This window comes from uncultured Lactobacillus sp. (assembly GCF_947367085.1).
Classification (GTDB): domain Bacteria; phylum Bacillota; class Bacilli; order Lactobacillales; family Lactobacillaceae; genus Lactobacillus.
On sequence record NZ_CANBCP010000020.1, the window covers coordinates 1 to 17,916 of the forward strand.

Sequence of the window (17,916 nt, forward strand, 5' to 3'; positions counted from 1 at the left end):
GTATTAAAATTGAAGAACTACGAATTTTTTAATAGAAAAACAATTGTGCTTTACTTGGATTTATAATACAATTTGTGTTGAGCATTTATACATAGATCTATATGTAGTAGTGAGAGATTAATGAGTACTGAAAATTTTATCGAAATCAAAAATTTAGAAAAAACCTATGACAATGGTTACCAAGCTATTAAATCCGTAAGTTTTTCCGTTAAAAAGGGAGATTTAGTTTGTCTTTTAGGCCCAAGTGGTTGTGGTAAGACCACTACTTTGAATATGATTGCGGGCCTTTTGAATCCAACAGGCGGTGACATTATCGTGGATGGGAAATCTATGCTTAATGTTGAGCCTAAGGATCGAAATATTGGTTATGTTTTCCAAAACTATGCTTTATATCCACATATGACAGTTTTACAAAATGTCATGTTCCCAATGACTGTTGGCAAGGATAAAAAGCCAAAGGCAGAAGCTGAAAAAATTGCTCATCGTTTTATGAAACTAACTCATATTGAAGAACTAGCAAATGAAAAGCCTGGCAACTTATCTGGTGGTCAGCAGCAGCGTGTTTCTATTGCCCGTGCTTTAGTGCAAGAGCCTCAAATTTTATTAATGGATGAACCATTGAGTAATCTTGATGCACGTTTACGTTTGAAGATTAGAGAAGAAATTAGAGCTTTGGTTAAAGAAGTGGGCATTACTACCTTATTTGTTACTCACGATCAAGAAGAAGCTTTATCAATCGGGGATAAGATTATCTTATTCCACCAAGGAATTATTCAACAAGATGATGAAGGTCAAAAGCTATATCTTGAACCTAAGAATCAATTTGTTGCTAACTTCATCGGAAATCCTGTGATCGATAATTTCAAAGTTCAAGTAAAAGGAGATAAAATTTCTGCTCCTGGTCTTGAATTAAGTAAGTCAGATTTTGATTCAAGTCGCTTTAAGAAAGAATTAACTGATGGGGAATATACTTTGAGCATCCGCCCAGAAAATATTACTCCTGATGAGAGTGGGCAAATTGAAGCCGTTATTGATGATGTTGAGTTAATTGGGCGCGAAAGAGTTTTGAAATTTAGCTTTAATGACGTAGCTGAGCGTTCCTTAGTTAACTTAGAAAAAGAAATTAATGCAGGTGATAAGGCCAAGTTCAAGATGAACTTAGAACGTGCCTTTATCTTCGATGAAAATGGGGAGCGCGTTTACTAATGAAGCAAAATCAAAAAAAGGCCTGGCTATTTTTAGCACCAGCTTTAATTTGTGTGACTGTATTTAGTATTTGGCCAATTATCCGTGCATTTATCATGAGTTTTCAAGGCGGTCCATTAATTAACATGCAATTTAATGGATTTGCCAACTATGTCTATATTTTCAAAGATCCAGATTTTTGGCATGCTATTTTGAACACAGCAATTTATGCATTCTTAGCAGTACCAATTGGTTTGATCATTTCAATTGCTTTGGCATGGTGGGTATTTTCTAAAATTAAACATCAAGCCTTCTTTAAAACAATGTTCTTTATGCCCTATGTAACTAGTACGATCGCTATTGGTATTGTCTTTCGTTACATCTTAAATGGTAAATATGGAATGTTAGACTTTTGCTTGCGTGCAATGCACTTGCCAGCACCTGACTGGTTAGATGATCCAAGTATGAGTATTATTTCTTTGATCATTTTTGGGGTGTGGGCTTCTTTGGCTTTCAATATAGTAATCCTGATGGGAGCATTGAGAAATATTGACCCTAACTACTATGTGCTTGCAGATATGTATGGTGCAAGTGGTCGTGAGAAGTTTTGGCGAATTACGATGCCTCAACTAGTGCCAACTTTAGCATTCTTGTTAACAGTTAACTTAATCGGAGCATTCAAGATTTATACACAAGTTTATGCTTTATTTAATGGTGTCGCGGGTCAAGCTAACTCGGCAATGACTGCAGTGTTCTACATCTATAATAAATTCCAAGTTGTTGGCACTCCCGGTGTTGCGATGGCTGCAACTGTAGTATTATTCTTGTTTATCTTGTTTGTAACTTACCTACAAAGAAAATTAATGAAGAAAGTGAATAGTTAAGATGGAACATAAAAAGTCTAAATTTAGATGGGGTATGATCTTTATTTACCTCTTCATTGCAATTTTTGCGATTATTACAGTCTTCCCGTTTATTTATATGATTCTGGGTGGATTAATGTCTTATGAAGAAACGACAACAATTCCGCCAACTTTAATTCCTTCTCATTGGCACTTTGATAACTATGCCAAAGTCTTTGCCCAAGCTCCATTTGCAAGATATTTCTTTAACACCTTTATTACAGCAGCTACTACTACTGTAGTCAGTTTGTTTACTTCAATTTTAGGTGCTTTTGCGATGGTTAACTTGAAGTTCAAGGGAAAAGGTTTTATCCAATTAATCTTTTTATCCTTATTAATGGTTCCCGGTGAAGCAATTATCTTTACTAATTACACTACCATTATGAGCATGAACTTGCTTAACACTTACTTAGGTTTGGTTTTGCCATTTTTAGTATCAATTTTCTACATGTACTATCTACAAAGCTATTTTACAGCTATTTCTCCAACGCTTTATAAGGCGGCTATGATTGATGGTGCTAGTGATTGGGAATATATCTGGCGTATTTTGGTGCCAATGTCTAAAGGTGGTTTAATTACTGTTGCACTTTTGAGCTTTATTTCAGGCTGGAATGCATTCTTATGGCCATTACTTGTTACAAATGAAGACAATATGCGTTTGCTTAACAATGGATTAGCAGCCTTTGCCACTGATGCTGGTGCTCAGACTCAGCTTCAACTTGCGGCAGCTACTTTAACTGTTGTGCCTGTTTTGATTATTTACTTTATCTTTAGAAAACAAATTATTCGCGGGGTTGTACGTAATGAGCTCAAAGCCTAAAACTACAGTAACTTTTTATAATGGCTTAACCACAATTGGTGGACCAATGATTGAAGTAGCCTATGATAAGTCGCATGTGCTTTTTGATTTGGGCGAGGTTTATCGTCCCGAATTAGGACTTTCAACGGAAGATGAAGATTTTGAAACGCTTCTTAAATATCAGCTAATCGGGGATGTACCTAATTTTTATGATCCGCTTTTAACTGGTAAACAAATCGATACCAAGCGCTGGCAGCACAGTGCAGCCTATATTTCACATCTTCATTTAGACCATAGTAAGGCTCTAAATTTATTAGCACCTGAAATTCCACTTTATGCAGGTCCTATTACTGCTCATTTGTTGCCAGTATTAAATCAAAATGGTGACTTCTTGCTTCCCGCAGCAAATAAGCCTAAAAATTATACAAGACCAATTATTGCAGCTGAATTGAATAAACCAATTCAAGTTGGTGACATTACTTTAACCATTGTGCCAAGTGATCACGATGCTTATGGCGCTACTGGATTAATTATAAAAACTCCTGACAAGATGATTGTTCACACCGGAGATATTCGTTTACATGGTTATCATCCCGATTGGGTGCATAACTTTATGAAAGCAGGACGTGGATGTGATATGTTAATAATCGAAGGAACGGGAGTATCTTGGCCAGAGCGAGCAAATGAGGAAAACAGTGAAGAATTTACTGGACAAAAAGATGAAAATCAGCTAACTCAAAAAATTGTGCAATACCAAAAGGATAATCCTAAGCGTCAATTGACTTTTAACACTTATCCGACTAACGTTGAGCGAATTTTGCGAATCATTTCAGACTCACCGAGAAAAGTTGTTTTACATGCTAAGAGAGCTGAGCTTTTGAAAAAAGCATTAAAACAAGACGTTGCTTATTATTACCTACCAGAAGATGAAAAAATTGATGCGCTCGATTCGCACTTAGAAGTAAGTTACTCTGAGCTTTTAGCAGACGATCATCAATATTTCTGGCAAGTAGTGGGGCATTATGATCAACTCCAAAAAGGAGGATTATATATCCACAGTAATGCCGAACCACTGGGTGATTTTGATCCAGCTTATCGACCATTTATCGAAAATATCGAAAAACGTGGTATTGAGCTAGTCAACTTGCGCTGCAGTGGACATGCCGATATTCCTGAATTAAAGGAAATTATCGCAGGGTTTGAGCCAAAAATATTGGCTCCGGTGCACACATTGCATCCAGAATTGGAAGAAAACCCATTTGGTGAACGGATTTTACCTAAGCGTGGCGAAACTATCACTCTTAGTTAAAATTAAATATTGTATTAGTTGTGTTTTTGTTTTTTATGGGAGGACCATATGAAGTTCAGTAAAAAGTTGACTGCAATTGCAGTAGCAGCTTTAGCAATGTTAGGTACAGCAGCTTGCTCTAACAATGGTGGATCTAATAGCGACAGTAACGCTAAGATTCCTACTAAGATTTCTAAGAAGACAACAGTTGTCTTCTGGCACGCTATGACAGGTGCTCAAGAAAAGACTTTGAAGAGCTTGACTAGCGACTTTGAAAAAAAGAATCCTAACATTACGATTAAGCTTGAAAACCAAGGTAAGTATCCAGATTTACAAGCTAAGATTAATTCTACTTTGCAATCACCTAATAACTTACCTACTATTACTCAAGCTTACCCAGGTTGGTTATTAGATGCAGCTAACGCTAAGCGTTTAGTTGACATGACCCCTTACATTAATAATTCAAAGATTGGCTGGGGCAGTGCAAAGAAGAGTGATATCCGTGAAGAATTATTAAAGGGTGCACAAATTAAGGGTACCCAATATGGTATTCCATTTAATAAGTCTGTTGAAATGTTAACTTACAACAAGGACTTATTAGACAAATATGGTGTTAAAGTACCAACTAACATGAAAGAATTGAAGTCAGCCGCTCAAACTATTTACAAGAAGAGTAACGGTAAAGTTGTTGGTGCTGGATTTGACTCACTTTCAAACTACTATGTTTTAGGTATGAAGGATCGTGGAGTAAACTTCTCTAAGAATATTAACTTCACTGGTTCTGATTCAAAGGCTGTAATTAATTACTACGCAGATGGTATTAAGAAGGGCTACTTTGAAACTGCAGGTTCAGCAGGTTACTTGTCAGGTGATTTTTCTAACCAAAAGATCGCTATGTTTGTAGGAACTTCTGCTGGTGAAGGATTCGTTAAGATGGGTGTTGGTAACAAGTTCCAATACGGTGTAGCACCTCGTCCATCTAAGTACAACATGCAACAAGGTACTGATATCTACATGTTTAACAAGGGTACCGCTGATCAAAAAGCAGCTGCCTTCATGTTCATTAAGTATTTGTTAGGTAAACAACAACAATTAACTTGGGCTAACAAGACTGGTTACATCCCTGTAACTAACTCAGTAATTAACTCAAGTGAATACAAGGACTCAACTAAGACTAAGGTTCCAGCACAATTGAACAAGGCTATGGCACACTTATACAGTGTTCCAGTTGTTAAGAACAGTAACGCAGCCTACACCCAATTGAACTCAATTATGCAAGGCATCTTTGCTAAGGCTAAGAAGGGTCAAAACTGGAATTCAGCAATTGATGCTGGTAAGACTAAGTTCCAAAGTGCTTGGAATCAATAATTAAAATATAATTGCACTAAAAAAGACGGTCATACGGCCGTCTTTTTGTTTGGGCTGTTATAAAGATAAACAAATCAAAGCAATTAAAGCTGGTAACATTTGAACTAAGAAAATTTTCTTGGTTGCAGTAAAGCCACCAAAGATTGCTACTACAACAATTAAGCCCAAAAGTAATTGCCAGACTTGAATTAAAACAATTCCTTTGAAAACAAAGAAGCAAAGAATTAATAATAACCCAAGTAAGCCATTATAAATTCCTTGATTAGCTAGTGCCGTCTTAGCAGCATCTTGCTCTACAAATTCAAGGTCCATATCAAATGCTTTTGCTTGCACTTCGGGCTTACCAAAGATTTCTAGTAAACAAATTCCGATGTGCTCAATTCCGACAATAAATGTCAACACAATTCCGATATTTCGAATAACTTCCATTTTTTCTCCCTAAAAATTAAACTCTCGTAATCGTTAAATTACTTGCGGCTAACCTTCCAGTAAAGTAGATAGTTTTAGATCCGGTTCCATTTTCAGAACCATTGTAATCAATAGTACTACCAATTTTTTGAAGTTGATCTTCAATATTCCATTCTAACGGAATGTAAAGATTTAGGGAACTAGATTTACAGTCAAATTGAATTGTCGCCGTTGGTGTAGTCAAAAGTGCATCGTCTAAGTGTAAATCAACATCACTATAATGAGTATCTAGATCAATTCTAGTAAATTCGCCAGAAATGTTTCTAGTTGTGTCACTAAAGCGAGAATGAATTGTGATTACGTCCTCATTTTGATCTTCGATAGTCGCAAACGGCGTTGGTTCATCGCCTTGAATCAACCTTTTGACATAATTAAGGTGTGGATGATAAAGCAAAGAAAGGCCGATTCCAGCCAAGATGGCAATTCCTAAGATAGTCCAGTTAGAAACATGTGCCATTCCCATGCCAGCTTTATGCAACATGATAATAAAGGATAAAAATAGCACACTAGAAAATGTTAAGCGCCAGCGAAGACAGAAGATAAAGATTACTAAGAATAAAAAGGTAAGACCTAAGTGATTTGCCCATGGTCCAGTTAAAACATGAAGTGCGTCGACTAAGATTAATATCGCAAGCACTACAAAAATTATGCCCAGTGTAGTAAAAAATTTTTTGAATAAAGAATGCATATAAAATCCCCCGTTACTATAAAAGTTATCCTCATTATCTCATATCTGAAAATTAAATCTTAATAATCTGTTTAATAATGTTGCATTTGCAACAATATTTGGTAAAATAAGAACTAATCTCGTTAATAAAAAGAAAGATTGGAAAATGACGGAAGATATTTTGCATCAGATTGGAAGCATATCGAGAGCGCTCGATTCAATAGCAAATATTGAATTTAAGCAGATTAATTTAACTAGGGGCCAATATCTGTACTTGGTGCGAATTAAGCAGAATCCAGGTATTATTTCGGATCATCTGGCCCAGATTTTAAACGTGGATCGGACGACTGCCTCGAGAAGTATAGCTAAGCTCGAGAAGCAAAATTTAATTGTGAAAAAAGCAGATGCGGAGAATAAGAAGATCCGCCACCTTTATGTGAGTGACCTAGGACAAAAATTAGCTGAACACATTGAAGCAGAAAATGCTTATTCAAATCAAAAAGTACTTTCAGGTTTAAGTCAAAGTCAAATTCAGGAATTAAAAAAGCTACTTAGTATTGTAGAAAAGAATTCTAATGAGCAGTGGCAGTATGTCAAAAATGGTGGAAAGAGGGAATATTAATGACTAAGAATTACGAGATCAAAAAAGTTACTAGTGAAGATGTCAAGCAATTGCAAGAGATTTCACGCCAGACATTTAAAGAAACATTTGGTGAATATAATACCGAAAAGGATATGGCTGAATTTTTAGATGAAGCGTATGATACTAAAAAATTAACCAAAGAAATTGAAAATCCAGATAGCGAATTTTACTTTATGATGGTTCAAGACCAAGTTGCTGGATATTTGAAAGTAAATGAAAAATCAGCTCAAACAGAGCAAGTTGCAGACAATGCTTTAGAAGTAGAGCGAATTTATCTCAAAAATGATTTCCAACATCAAGGATTGGGCTTAGTATTAATAAAGTTAGCTGAAGAAATTGCACATAAGAAAAATAAAACTAACATGTGGTTAGGTGTTTGGGAGAAGAATTTTAATGCCCAAAAGTTCTACCAAAAAGATGGTTTTGAAAGAGTCAGCCAGCATACCTTTGTAGTAGGAGATGACCCGCAAACTGATTTTATTTTGGTTAAGAAACTGTAAGTTTGAGGAAAGATATGGCGGATTTTTATTTTAAGACAATAGATGAAATGAGTGGACGAGAGGTCTTTTGTGTTGAAAGACTGCGTTGTAATACCTTTGTAGTTGAGCAAAAGATTACCTTGCCTGAACTGGATAGCCAAGATTTAAGTGCGATTCAAGTTTATCAATTAAATGAAAATAAAACTTGCGCGCTGGCTACGTGTCGCATTTTTCAAGAAGATGGCAAATGGTTTTTAGGACGAGTTGCAGTCGATAAAGATAGTCGCCACTTGCATTTGGGTTCTAAGATGTTAGAACGGGTGCATGATTATTTGAAAGAAAAGGGCGTTCAAAACTTATATTGCCATGCTCAACTTAGCGTAAAGCCTTTTTATGAGAGATTAGGTTATCGTACTAGCGGCAGCGTTTTTGATGAGGGCGGCATTGATCATATTATGATGTTTAAAGAACTATAGAAAAAGACCTCTATCAGTGGGATTTCATTGATAGAGGTCTTTTTGCCATTTGTTATTTTCCTATGGTAATATGTGTAAAATAATAATTCGATGAGGTAAAAGAGATGAAGAGATTATCTAGGCTTCTCTTGATAATATTGTTATCGATACTGTTTTTGGTTAAAACTACAACCGTTAAAGCAAGTAGCCCAGATTACAAAATTGAGGATGTTACCACCAAAGCTGACATTCAAAAAGATGGTAGTTTAATAATTGAAAGAAAAGTTAGTTATGATTTTGCTGATGATGCACATGGAGTCTATTATCGGCAAAATTTGAATTCTGATCAGACATTAGAAGATCCGGATGTCGAGATAATTTCTGATGGAACTAGTACACCTGTTGAAGATAATGTAAACAGGGAAAATAATACATATCAACTAACCGAAAAAGACAATAGCTACCAATTCAAAGTTTTTCACAAAATTAAAGCATATGATACGATCACAGTTATTTATCGATATCGGATAACTAACGCAGTAAAAAACTGGCGTGATACTGCTGAGCTTAATTTTAAAATCATTGGTGATGGCTGGGATAAGAATCTTGATTATGTTTCAGTTGAAGTGACTTTTCCAGAAAAAGTAAAACATTTGAAAGCTTGGGCACATGGTGATCCTAGTGGCGAAATTTCAGTCTCACCGGATATAATTGAAATGAGTGCCAATAATCTCAGACGCAATCGAGGGATTGAAGTACATGCAATTTTTCCAAATAGTGTAACACCTAATAACAAAAATGTTTCTAATAAGAATCATAAGCAATTTGTATTAGATCAAGAAGCAAAATTAGTCAAGAGAGCTAATCGAAAAAGGCGTCTTCATAATCTATTTATATATGGAATGGCTGCACTTAGTATGGTTTTACCTATGAGAGTTATTTTGAAAGCCTCATCCGTAAAAGCTGCTGGTGTTAAGCTGAAAAAGAAAAGCGAGATAGTTCATAATTTTGAAATTCCTTCAATAAGTCCTGTTATGGCACAAGTTTTAGATAGAGGTTTTGAACCTGATACACAGGGATTTATAGCGTATTTGATGTATTTGGCTGGTAAGCACAAAATTAAAATTGAGGAATATGAACGACAAGACCCTATAAAAAGGACATATTATCGTATCTCATTAATCGATCCGACTGTAATTAACGATAATGAGCTTATTAGTTATCTATTTAATAAAGTAGGGGATGGAAATAGTTTTACTACTTTTGAATTAAATAATGCGCAATCTGACGAACTATATGAGAGGTTCAAGAACTGGAAGAATCAATGGTATAAGCAAGCTTTTGCTAAGAAGTATTTTGATGAAAAGAATGTTGAAGTCAAGGAGGATTTACTACTGGCTGAAGTTTTAATGTCAATCTTAAGTATTGTATGCGCAGCCATTGCCTGGTTATTTGGTAGATTATCTCCTCAGATATTACTTGTTTCATTTGTGATGATAGTTGTTGAAATTATTATTGTATCAACATGTTTGAAGAGAGTTTCCATTTATACCCTAAAAGGAGCCGAGGAAACTAATAAAATTCGTGGCTTTAAATCAATGCTTCAAGATATTGGACGTTTCAATATGAGAGAAGTTGGTGAATTGATTCTTTGGGAAGATATTATGCCATTCGCTGTTGCTTTTGATCTATCTGATAAGGTTATTGAACAATTAAAAATTGACTTTAGTAAAGAAGAACTAGAGCAGACTAGTTTTTATGCTTATACTACGTTTTATAGTACAGAATCAGATGGATTCGAACATAACTTTATTTCAAACTTTAATTTGGGAACCGACTCTGGCTCGGACTCATCATCTTTTGGAGATTCGGGAGGATTTTCGGATGGATCATCAGATGGGTTTGGAGGAGGAAGTGGTGGTGGAGCTTTCTAGAATGCAGAAAAAAACACTATATTTAGTGATAATTTGACGCTAGTAAAATTTAAAGAATTATAGAAAAAGACCTCTATCAGTGGGATTTCATTGATAGAGGTCTTTTTGAAATTAATTATTATTCATTGTCATTGTGATTAGTGAAGTAACGGTAGTCTTTACTCTTATCAAACATTACTCCGCGCGCATTTTCACCATTTGAAACGCTGAAGACAGCATCTGGATACTTCTCTTTAACTTCGTCTTCCATGAATGAACGAATCATAGCGTTGTTAGAAAGAACTGAACCAGTCAAGGCAATGCGCATTGGCTTAGGATCTTGGTAGCGATCTAAACAAATAATGATGTCACGAGCCAATAAATGAGCTTGTTGTTGAATGATCTTGCGAGCCTCTTCATCGCCTGCATCAGCAAGTTTTGCAACTTCCACAGCATATGAAGCAACTTCTGGATTAGTCAATTCATAGAACTTAGCTGCAGCATCGTTCATTGAATCTAAGTTCCAAATTCTAACGAATAAGTCAACAAGTGAACTCTTTTCACGTTTGTCCCATTTCAATAAAGCAGCTTGAAGAGCGGACTTAGTAATTGCATAGCCACTACCTTCGTCACCCAAAAATGAACCATAACCACCAACAGAAATTAATGAGCCGTCTTGACGACCATTTACAACAGATCCGGTACCTGCGATGACTAATGCACCATCAGCACCTTCAAGACCATTATAAAGGGCAAGAAGTGAGTCAGTGATGGCGCGAGTTGGGATGTTACCTACCATTGAAGAAATAGTTGCAGCAACTTCTGGAGCATTTCCAACAACTGAAAGACCAGCAATTCCTGCTAAAACTTTCATACAGTCGCCATCAATTTTATTACGTAATTCGTTAACAGTATTTGCAATATTTTTAATACCAAGATCGTAATCGGTATTAATTTGACCGGGACCACCTTCACTGCGAGCGATTTCTTTACCATCTAAATCATAGGCAATAGCAGTAGAGTGAGTACCACCTGCGTCAATTCCAATCATGTACTTCAACATATTATCTAGTCCTTACTTTTTAAAATATTTATATATTCTATCATATAAATCGTTTTGATAACGCATACATTATATTACAAATAGTAAAAGTAGGTCTAGAGGGATTATTAATCTATCGTTATTAAGTATGATAATGATAAAATAGAAAAAGCATACAAGGAGAATTATATGAAACATAATGTTTTTTTGGGAGCGGCATTAGCTTCGTTTTGCGCTCTAGCTTTTTATATCACCAGTACTAATCGGATGGCTAACAAAACTATCAAAGTTTATGGCAACGGTGAAGCACCTTATTCTGAACAAAAAAAGTTTACTAATAAAGATAATAAGCCCGCATCTTCAACTGATGAAACTGACTTAGCTCTAACTGTAAGTAAAAAAAGCAACTCCTCTTTAGCTAAAGTAATTACTAAACAGTTAAATAATCCTGTTCAAGCTATACAAGTCAGCGCTATAGACTTGCGTTCAGATGATGTTTTTGCCAATGTGCAAAATAGCTCTAAGTCATTAAACGTAAGTAATATGATGAAGTTGTTTTTACTGATTGCTTATGAAAAACAAGTTGCTGACCACCACCTTAATGGTAGTCAAACTTATACTGTTAAAGCCGGTGATTTAAAAGGTGCAGATGCGTTACTAGCGCCAAATATGGGCTACTCTTATACTTATTTAGTTCAACTGATGATGAATAAGAATGATAATAACGCGGCAAATATCATCCTTAAAAAGATCGGCAAGGACCAGGTAAATAAAATTATTGAAAAAGCAGGCGCTAAAAATACTCACTTCAGCAATGATTTTCATAATGAAGTTGTCGGAACAACCACCGCGCAAGATTTGAGCTTGATTTTGAAAAAACTTTATCAAGGTAAAGTAATTAATTCAGGCTCTGATAATAAGGTCTTGGGCAATTTACTGAATTTCCCAGATAAGGGTCTTGCAACGTCTGTAACAGGTACAATTTATAAAATCAGTGATAAATATTCTAGCGCAGCTTTAGTTCAAAGCGCAGGTAAAACTTATGTAATGACCAGTGTCAGTCATGCGACAGGCTTTGACTTTGGGGCCTTAGGTAAGCAGATTAATGGTTGGTTTATGAAAAATTAGATAGTTTTTGGAAGAGATAATTCTTGAAAAAAGGTTATCTCTTATTTTTTTGCAATAAATTACAGAAAGTAGATAAAAATCTACACATTGTAGATTGTAATCTACACAATGAAGTGATATCATGTTCAGGTATACGAAAACGAGGTGAGTATCTTGGCTATTAAGCGAACTTTAGATAAATCTAAAATTGTAAAAATGGCAACCCAACTAATTAATGAAGAGGGAATTAACGCATTAACGATGCCTAATTTGGCAAAAAAGTTAGGTATCCGTTCGCAATCTCTTTATCATTATGTGGCTAATCGCAAAGAATTACTTGGTTATGTGTGTGCTGATCGAATTAAGGAGCTACGCAAGCATCTACTGACCAAAGTAATTGGCGTGTCAGGTGAGAAAGCTATTTTTACTTTTGCCGATGAAATTCGAGATTTTTTACGGCATGATCGGGCTATGACTAGTATTTTGTACAGTTTAGAAGATTTAACTTCTAGTCCGGCTATTGAAAAAGAAATCTTGCAAATTGTAGATCTCGGCAAAAAATTAGATGTTGATCGTAAAAATATAGTTTCACTGCACAGTTTATTAGCTGGAGTATTGGGCTATGTTTATCTTGATCAAATCGATATGTTCAAAGATGAAAGTCCTGCCGAAGCTGATGATAATTACCACGAAATGCTCTTGAGGCTAGTGGCACCTAAGTTAAAAGCTTCAGCGCAATAAAAAAAGTTAAGGGGAAAGGGAATAATATGAAGCAATTCATGAAAAACCATGTTGGTTCATTAATTGCCTGGATAGCAATTGTTTTAATAGCAATTTTTGCACTACCAAATGTCGATGCATTGACTCGTCAGCACTCAGAAATTAAACTTCCTGCTGATGTTCAAAGCTCAATTGCTATCAAGATTGAGAATCAATGGGGACATAAACAAGATAATACCTATGTAGTTGGGGTTGTCTTCAATAAAAAAGACGGTAAGTTGTCTTCTGAAGATCAAGATAAAATTGACGACACCATTAAGTTTTTGAAAGATAATAAAAAACGGCTTGGCATTAAGTCAATGATGACTCCTAATGACAACTTTGCAACTAAAGACCAACTTATCTCAAAAGATAAGACGACTGAAGTTGTTCAACTAAATATTGCTAATGATCACTCTACGGTTTCAAAAACTAATACTGAGTTGATTAAAGCAGCTAAAACTAAGGGCCTTCGGACTTATGTTACTGGTGTGAGAATTCTTGAAGATGACTTCTCAGCTGCAGTTCAAGAAGGTATCAAGAAAACGGAAGTTATTTCGATTATCTTCATTTTTATTGTCTTAGTTCTAGTATTTAGATCGCCAATTGTGCCACTTATTTCATTATTAACAGTTGGTGTTTCATTTATTACTTCATTTTCAATTGTTACTAACTTGGTAAAGCACTTTAACTTCCCATTTTCTAACTTTACTCAAGTGTTCATGGTTATTGTGCTCTTTGGTATCGGTACCGACTATAACATCCTGCTGTATGACAAGTTTAAAGAGAACTTGGGTAAAGGGATGGAGAAATATGCCGCAGCTAACGATGCCCGCAAGAAGGCTGGTAGAACCATCCTTTACTCAGGATCTTCAATTTTAATTGGGTTCTCTGCTTTAGGATTAGCTCAATTCTCTGTTTACCAATCTGCGGCTGGTGTAGCTGTTGGTGTTGCGGTCTTATTAGTAGTCTTATTAACTTTGAACCCATTCTTTATGGCAGTTCTTGGCGAAAAGATGTTTTGGCCGGTTAAGAAGTTTGAAGGGGAAAGTTCTTCTAAGTTATGGACTGATATTTCTAGAGGTACTTTAAGACATCCTGTAATTTACTTATTAGTTGTGGCAGTTGTAGTTGCACCATTTTTCTTCTTTTACTCCAACCACTTAAACTATGATGATGCAGATGAAATTTCTAATTCAACGCCATCTAAAGCAGGATTGTTGGTACTTCAAGACCATTTTTCAAAGGGTACCCCAGAGTATTCAACTCTTTACATTAAGTCTAAGCATACTTTAGATAATGAAAAAGACTTAAAGACGATTGATCAAATCGTTAAACAACTCCAAGCAGATCCAGACGTTAAATTTGCGTCGTCTGCAACTCAGCCAAATGGTGAAAAGATTAAAAGATTATACGTTAACAACCAATTAGGTACAGTAAATTCTGGAACTAATACTGCTAGAAAAGGTTTAACCAAGTTAAGTGATGGCTCTCAGCAAATTACTTCGGGTGCACAGCGTCTTCAAGCTGGAGCAGATCAACTAGCTTCCGGAACCACCTTGCTTCAAAATGGTGCTGGACGTTTAGAAAGTGGTACTTTAGCACTTCAGCAAGGTGCAGTTCGTTTACAAAATGGTACTTTTGTTTTAGTTAATGGCGCAAACCAGCTTCAAAACGGTACTCAACAACTTGTTAATGGCTTGAACTTAATGAGTACTCAATTGGCAGGTCAAATGAATGGTGCAACTCGCAGCCAATTAGCTCAACTTCAAGCAGGTCTTCCTCAAATTAACGACGGTATTCAGCAATTGAATAAGGCTTTGGGATCATCATCAGGCATTGATACTGCAAGTTTGACTTCTAACTTAACTAATGTTGGAACTCAAGCTAAAGTTATCGGTGATAATTTGACCCAAGCAGGTAATACTTTACAAAGCTTGCAAGGCTCAAGTGCAGGCATGAGCGACAGCCAAAAACAACAAATCATGGCTGGTTATGCGGCAGCTATGCAGAGCGCTAAATTAACTCCTGAACAACAAAAAGTTATGACTGCCGCTTTACAAAGCATTATGAGCGGTGTAGAAAGCAGCGTTTCAAGTCAGCAAGCTTCATTAACTCAAGCATTGCAATCAGTTGGAGCAAACATTCAAAAAGCAGGTGATGCTGATAAGTCATTAGCTGGTTCAATGACTTCAGTTGCTGGCACGATGCAAACTCTGCAAGGAATGCTAGGTCAAGTAGAAACGATGAAGGCTCAAGTTAACAAGTTAGCTGGTGCTTCAAACGTTGCTTTACCTGGTGCAAATTCTGCTTTATCAAAACTTGAATCTGGTTTAACTCAAGTTCAAGGCGCAGTGGCTCAAGGCGCAAATGGTGCTAGTCGTTTGAACTCGGGTATGAGTCAATTGAGCGCTGGCCTTAATCAAGGCGCAAGTGGTGCAGGTCAATTAGCTTCAGGAGCTAACGCACTTTACAGTGGAGCTAGCCAGTTAAACGCTGGCCTGAGCCAAGGAGCAAACGGTGCTACTCAATTGAGTAGCGGCCTAGGTCAAATTGCTACAAACGCACCACAGTTAACTAGTGGAATTGATAAAGTAAACGCTGGCTTAGGAACTGCTCAAAACTACTTAGGTGGTTTAAGTGATTCTGCAGCTGCTAATACTTTCTATATTCCAGAAAACATGATTCATTCAAATGAATTCCAAGAATCTCTTGATAACTACATGTCATCGGATTTGAAGTCTACTAAGTTTATTATTATCTTGAAGCTTAATCCAGCATCTGATAAGGCTGCTAAGAAGGCTAATGCTTTAAGTAATATGGTTAAACAAACAGTTAAGGGAACTAGCTTAGAAGGCTCGACAATTGCCATGGGTGGACAATCTGAGAAGATTTACGACACTCAAAAGGTTTCTAGCGAAGACTTCGTTAGAACTGCAGCAATTATGTTGATTGGTATTGGACTTGCATTGATCTTCATTACTCGTTCAGTATTGCAACCAATCTTCATTTTAGGTACTTTACTTATCTCATACATTACTTCCTTATCAATCACTCAATGGATTATTAAGCCATTACTTGGTAGAGATTTATTGACTTGGAACACTCCATTCTTTAGCTTTATCATGTTGATTGCTTTGGGAGTTGACTACAGTATTTTCTTAATGATGAGATATCGTGAGTTAGGTTTAGCTGAACCTCATATAACTGCAAGTGAAAAGATCTTACGTGCATGTTCAATTATTGGTACTGTTGTAATTTCAGCTGCAATTATCTTAGGTGGTACGTTCGCCGCATTGATTCCATCAGGTGTTCCAACCTTGATCGAAGTTGCGATGGCCGTAATTATCGGTTTGTTATTATTGGTATTCTTGATTCCAATTAATATGTCAGCCGCAATTACAATTACTTATGATGGTTTAGGTAGGAGAACCAAAGCTAAAAAAGACGATAAAGATTAAATTTAGTTATCCAAATAAAAAGACTTTACGCAAACAAACGTAAAGTCTTTTTTCTTTTCAATTTTATAATTTATTCTACTCTGGCAATCTCATCACGAACTTTGATATTGTGTGAACCTAAGCTTGGTTCTTGACCATGTAAGTTAAATTTAACGTTAACATCAGGTCTAAATAAAAGAACGTGCGTTGAACCACCGAAGTGGAAGATTCCTAATTGATCACCTTTATTAATATGTTGACCTACTTTAACAGTAATTTCGTTACCTGATACTTCTGCCATACCTACCGCAACAAAGCACATTAAACCAATCTTAGGGTTATCAGCTTTAATAAATATGACGGCTCTAGATGCTGTTTCAGTAATATAAGCTTGAGAATCATTTGGAGCTGCAGGATCTGGTCCATTTGGATTTTCAAAGCCTTGAGGTAAAGTTTCAGAATAGTAAGAGCCATATAAGTTGTATGCCTTAACTACGGTTCCACTTACTGGGCTATTCCATCTGTGATAACTTAATGCGCTTAAGAAGGCTTGATATAAAGTGCCACCGACAAATTCAGAAGTAAGTGGATCATTGTGAAGTAAGTCCATTAATGAATATGGCTGGCCTTTAATCCAGAATTTTGCTTTTAATGGTAAGTTATGTGCAATTCTGTATGGGGCAGATTCACAAGCATTGGCAATAGAATCTGGGTCATCAGCATTGGCAACAGGGCGCACATCAGGATTAAATGTTCTAGTAAAGAAGTGGTCCCAAGACTTAAACCCATATTGATCGTCAATATTATTGTTTGGACAAGCAAAAATATCATGAAAATCTTTGCCATATGCGGCATCACACATACTCTTTAAGGCTTCATCTCCAAGCCAGCCTTCTTTTGACCGGTTGAGGACATAGGTAGAATCAGGTGATTGTAAAAATTTACCCCAGTAATCTAAAATGTCACGTAATTTTTGGTTAACTCGTGGATCCATAAAAGCAACATAGCCAGCTTTTGTAGCCATTGGGTAGTCAAGAATTGCGTTAATAGGAAAGCCAACCAAACCTGTTGTATTAAATTCTGGTGCACGGTGCATAACGCGGTTTATTACACGTAGCATTTGATGATAGTTGTGAACAGCAGGTGTGTTCATTGGTGTTTCTACATATTTCGCTGGAACTTCTTCAAACATCATGTGGAATAAATTCCAAAGATAGCGGTCAGATTCAATCAAATCTTTTAAGGCTTGTACTGGAGGCAGGAGTGTCTGATCTTGTTCAGCTTCGGCTTCTTTAAGCACTTTCTTTAACCAATTATTGTAAAATTCTTGGTCACTTGGTAACCATTGTCCAACATTGAATTTTATGTCTTTTTTCATTTTAAACACCTTTTTAATTGTTA

Annotated in this window: 16 protein-coding genes; 12 read left to right on the top strand and 4 right to left on the bottom strand. The window is 36.2% G+C overall.

Annotated features, from left to right (window positions below; all coding sequences use genetic code 11):
- Window positions 1–120 precede the first annotated feature (120 nt).
- The 5 genes from Q0Y70_RS04860 to Q0Y70_RS04880 are packed head-to-tail and all read left to right on the top strand — an operon-like array spanning window position 121 to window position 5,542.
- Window positions 121–1,206: an ABC transporter ATP-binding protein gene (locus Q0Y70_RS04860; RefSeq protein WP_297817519.1), complete on the top strand. Its 1,086-nt coding sequence runs from the start codon at window positions 121–123 to the stop codon at window positions 1,204–1,206.
- Entirely contained in the window at window positions 1,206–2,069 is an 864-nt protein-coding gene (locus Q0Y70_RS04865) for a carbohydrate ABC transporter permease (protein WP_297817523.1), read from the top strand. Before Q0Y70_RS04860 ends, Q0Y70_RS04865 begins: the two co-directional genes overlap by 1 nt.
- Window position 2,070: 1 nt before the next feature.
- Window positions 2,071–2,907 carry a carbohydrate ABC transporter permease gene (locus Q0Y70_RS04870; protein ID WP_297817526.1) on the top strand — a complete coding sequence of 279 codons (837 nt, stop codon included), beginning with the start codon at window positions 2,071–2,073 and terminating at the stop codon, window positions 2,905–2,907.
- Window positions 2,891–4,195, top strand: coding sequence for an MBL fold metallo-hydrolase (locus Q0Y70_RS04875; protein WP_297817528.1), 1,305 nt, complete (start codon window positions 2,891–2,893; stop codon window positions 4,193–4,195). The genes Q0Y70_RS04870 and Q0Y70_RS04875 overlap by 17 nt, the downstream gene beginning before the upstream one ends.
- Before the next feature lie 48 nt (window positions 4,196–4,243).
- Complete coding sequence (locus Q0Y70_RS04880; protein WP_297817531.1) at window positions 4,244–5,542, top strand: extracellular solute-binding protein; 1,299 nt, start codon at window positions 4,244–4,246, stop codon at window positions 5,540–5,542.
- 57 nt (window positions 5,543–5,599) lie between these two features.
- Here Q0Y70_RS04880 and Q0Y70_RS04885 read toward each other — a convergent pair whose 3' ends face one another.
- Both Q0Y70_RS04885 and Q0Y70_RS04890 read right to left on the bottom strand, forming a co-directional pair.
- The gene (locus tag Q0Y70_RS04885; RefSeq protein ID WP_297817534.1) at window positions 5,600–5,971 is read right to left on the bottom strand and encodes a DUF1304 domain-containing protein; all 372 of its coding nucleotides are present in this window, start codon (window positions 5,969–5,971) and stop codon (window positions 5,600–5,602) included.
- Window positions 5,972–5,987: 16 nt separating this feature from the next.
- The gene (locus Q0Y70_RS04890) at window positions 5,988–6,698 is read right to left on the bottom strand and encodes a hypothetical protein (RefSeq protein ID WP_297817537.1); all 711 of its coding nucleotides are present in this window, start codon (window positions 6,696–6,698) and stop codon (window positions 5,988–5,990) included.
- A gap of 145 nt (window positions 6,699–6,843) precedes the next feature.
- On the opposite strand from Q0Y70_RS04890, the gene Q0Y70_RS04895 reads away from it, so the two are divergent.
- The 4 genes from Q0Y70_RS04895 to Q0Y70_RS04910 all read left to right on the top strand — a co-directional run bounded on the left by Q0Y70_RS04895 (window position 6,844) and on the right by Q0Y70_RS04910 (window position 10,188).
- Entirely contained in the window at window positions 6,844–7,299 is a 456-nt protein-coding gene (locus Q0Y70_RS04895; RefSeq protein ID WP_297817540.1) for a MarR family winged helix-turn-helix transcriptional regulator, read from the top strand.
- Window positions 7,299–7,820: a GNAT family N-acetyltransferase gene (locus tag Q0Y70_RS04900; RefSeq protein ID WP_297817542.1), complete on the top strand. Its 522-nt coding sequence runs from the start codon at window positions 7,299–7,301 to the stop codon at window positions 7,818–7,820. Before Q0Y70_RS04895 ends, Q0Y70_RS04900 begins: the two co-directional genes overlap by 1 nt.
- A 14-nt stretch (window positions 7,821–7,834) precedes the next feature.
- Entirely contained in the window at window positions 7,835–8,275 is a 441-nt protein-coding gene (locus Q0Y70_RS04905) for a GNAT family N-acetyltransferase (protein ID WP_297817545.1), read from the top strand.
- Window positions 8,276–8,379: 104 nt separating this feature from the next.
- On the top strand, window positions 8,380–10,188 hold the full coding sequence (locus Q0Y70_RS04910; RefSeq protein WP_297817548.1) for a DUF2207 domain-containing protein: 1,809 nt from the start codon (window positions 8,380–8,382) through the stop codon (window positions 10,186–10,188).
- Window positions 10,189–10,306: 118 nt separating this feature from the next.
- On the opposite strand, the gene Q0Y70_RS04915 is transcribed toward Q0Y70_RS04910, so the two are convergent.
- Window positions 10,307–11,230 (bottom strand): N-acetylglucosamine kinase, encoded by a 924-nt coding sequence (locus Q0Y70_RS04915; RefSeq protein WP_297817551.1) that lies wholly within the window; start codon window positions 11,228–11,230, stop codon window positions 10,307–10,309.
- Between the two features lie 168 nt (window positions 11,231–11,398).
- On the opposite strand from Q0Y70_RS04915, the gene Q0Y70_RS04920 reads away from it, so the two are divergent.
- From Q0Y70_RS04920 to Q0Y70_RS04930, 3 genes are all read left to right on the top strand, one after another.
- A complete protein-coding gene (locus Q0Y70_RS04920; protein WP_297817554.1) occupies window positions 11,399–12,337 on the top strand; it encodes a serine hydrolase in 939 nt (312 codons plus the stop codon).
- A 153-nt stretch (window positions 12,338–12,490) separates the two neighbouring features.
- Window positions 12,491–13,057: a TetR/AcrR family transcriptional regulator gene (locus tag Q0Y70_RS04925; protein ID WP_297817556.1), complete on the top strand. Its 567-nt coding sequence runs from the start codon at window positions 12,491–12,493 to the stop codon at window positions 13,055–13,057.
- Between the two features lie 26 nt (window positions 13,058–13,083).
- Window positions 13,084–16,536, top strand: a complete 3,453-nt coding sequence (locus tag Q0Y70_RS04930) for an MMPL family transporter (protein WP_297817559.1) — start codon at window positions 13,084–13,086, stop codon at window positions 16,534–16,536.
- 70 nt (window positions 16,537–16,606) lie between these two features.
- Here the strand turns inward: Q0Y70_RS04930 and Q0Y70_RS04935 are convergent, their stop codons facing one another.
- Complete coding sequence (locus tag Q0Y70_RS04935) at window positions 16,607–17,893, bottom strand: phosphatidylserine decarboxylase family protein (protein ID WP_297817561.1); 1,287 nt, start codon at window positions 17,891–17,893, stop codon at window positions 16,607–16,609.
- Window positions 17,894–17,916 lie beyond the last annotated feature (23 nt).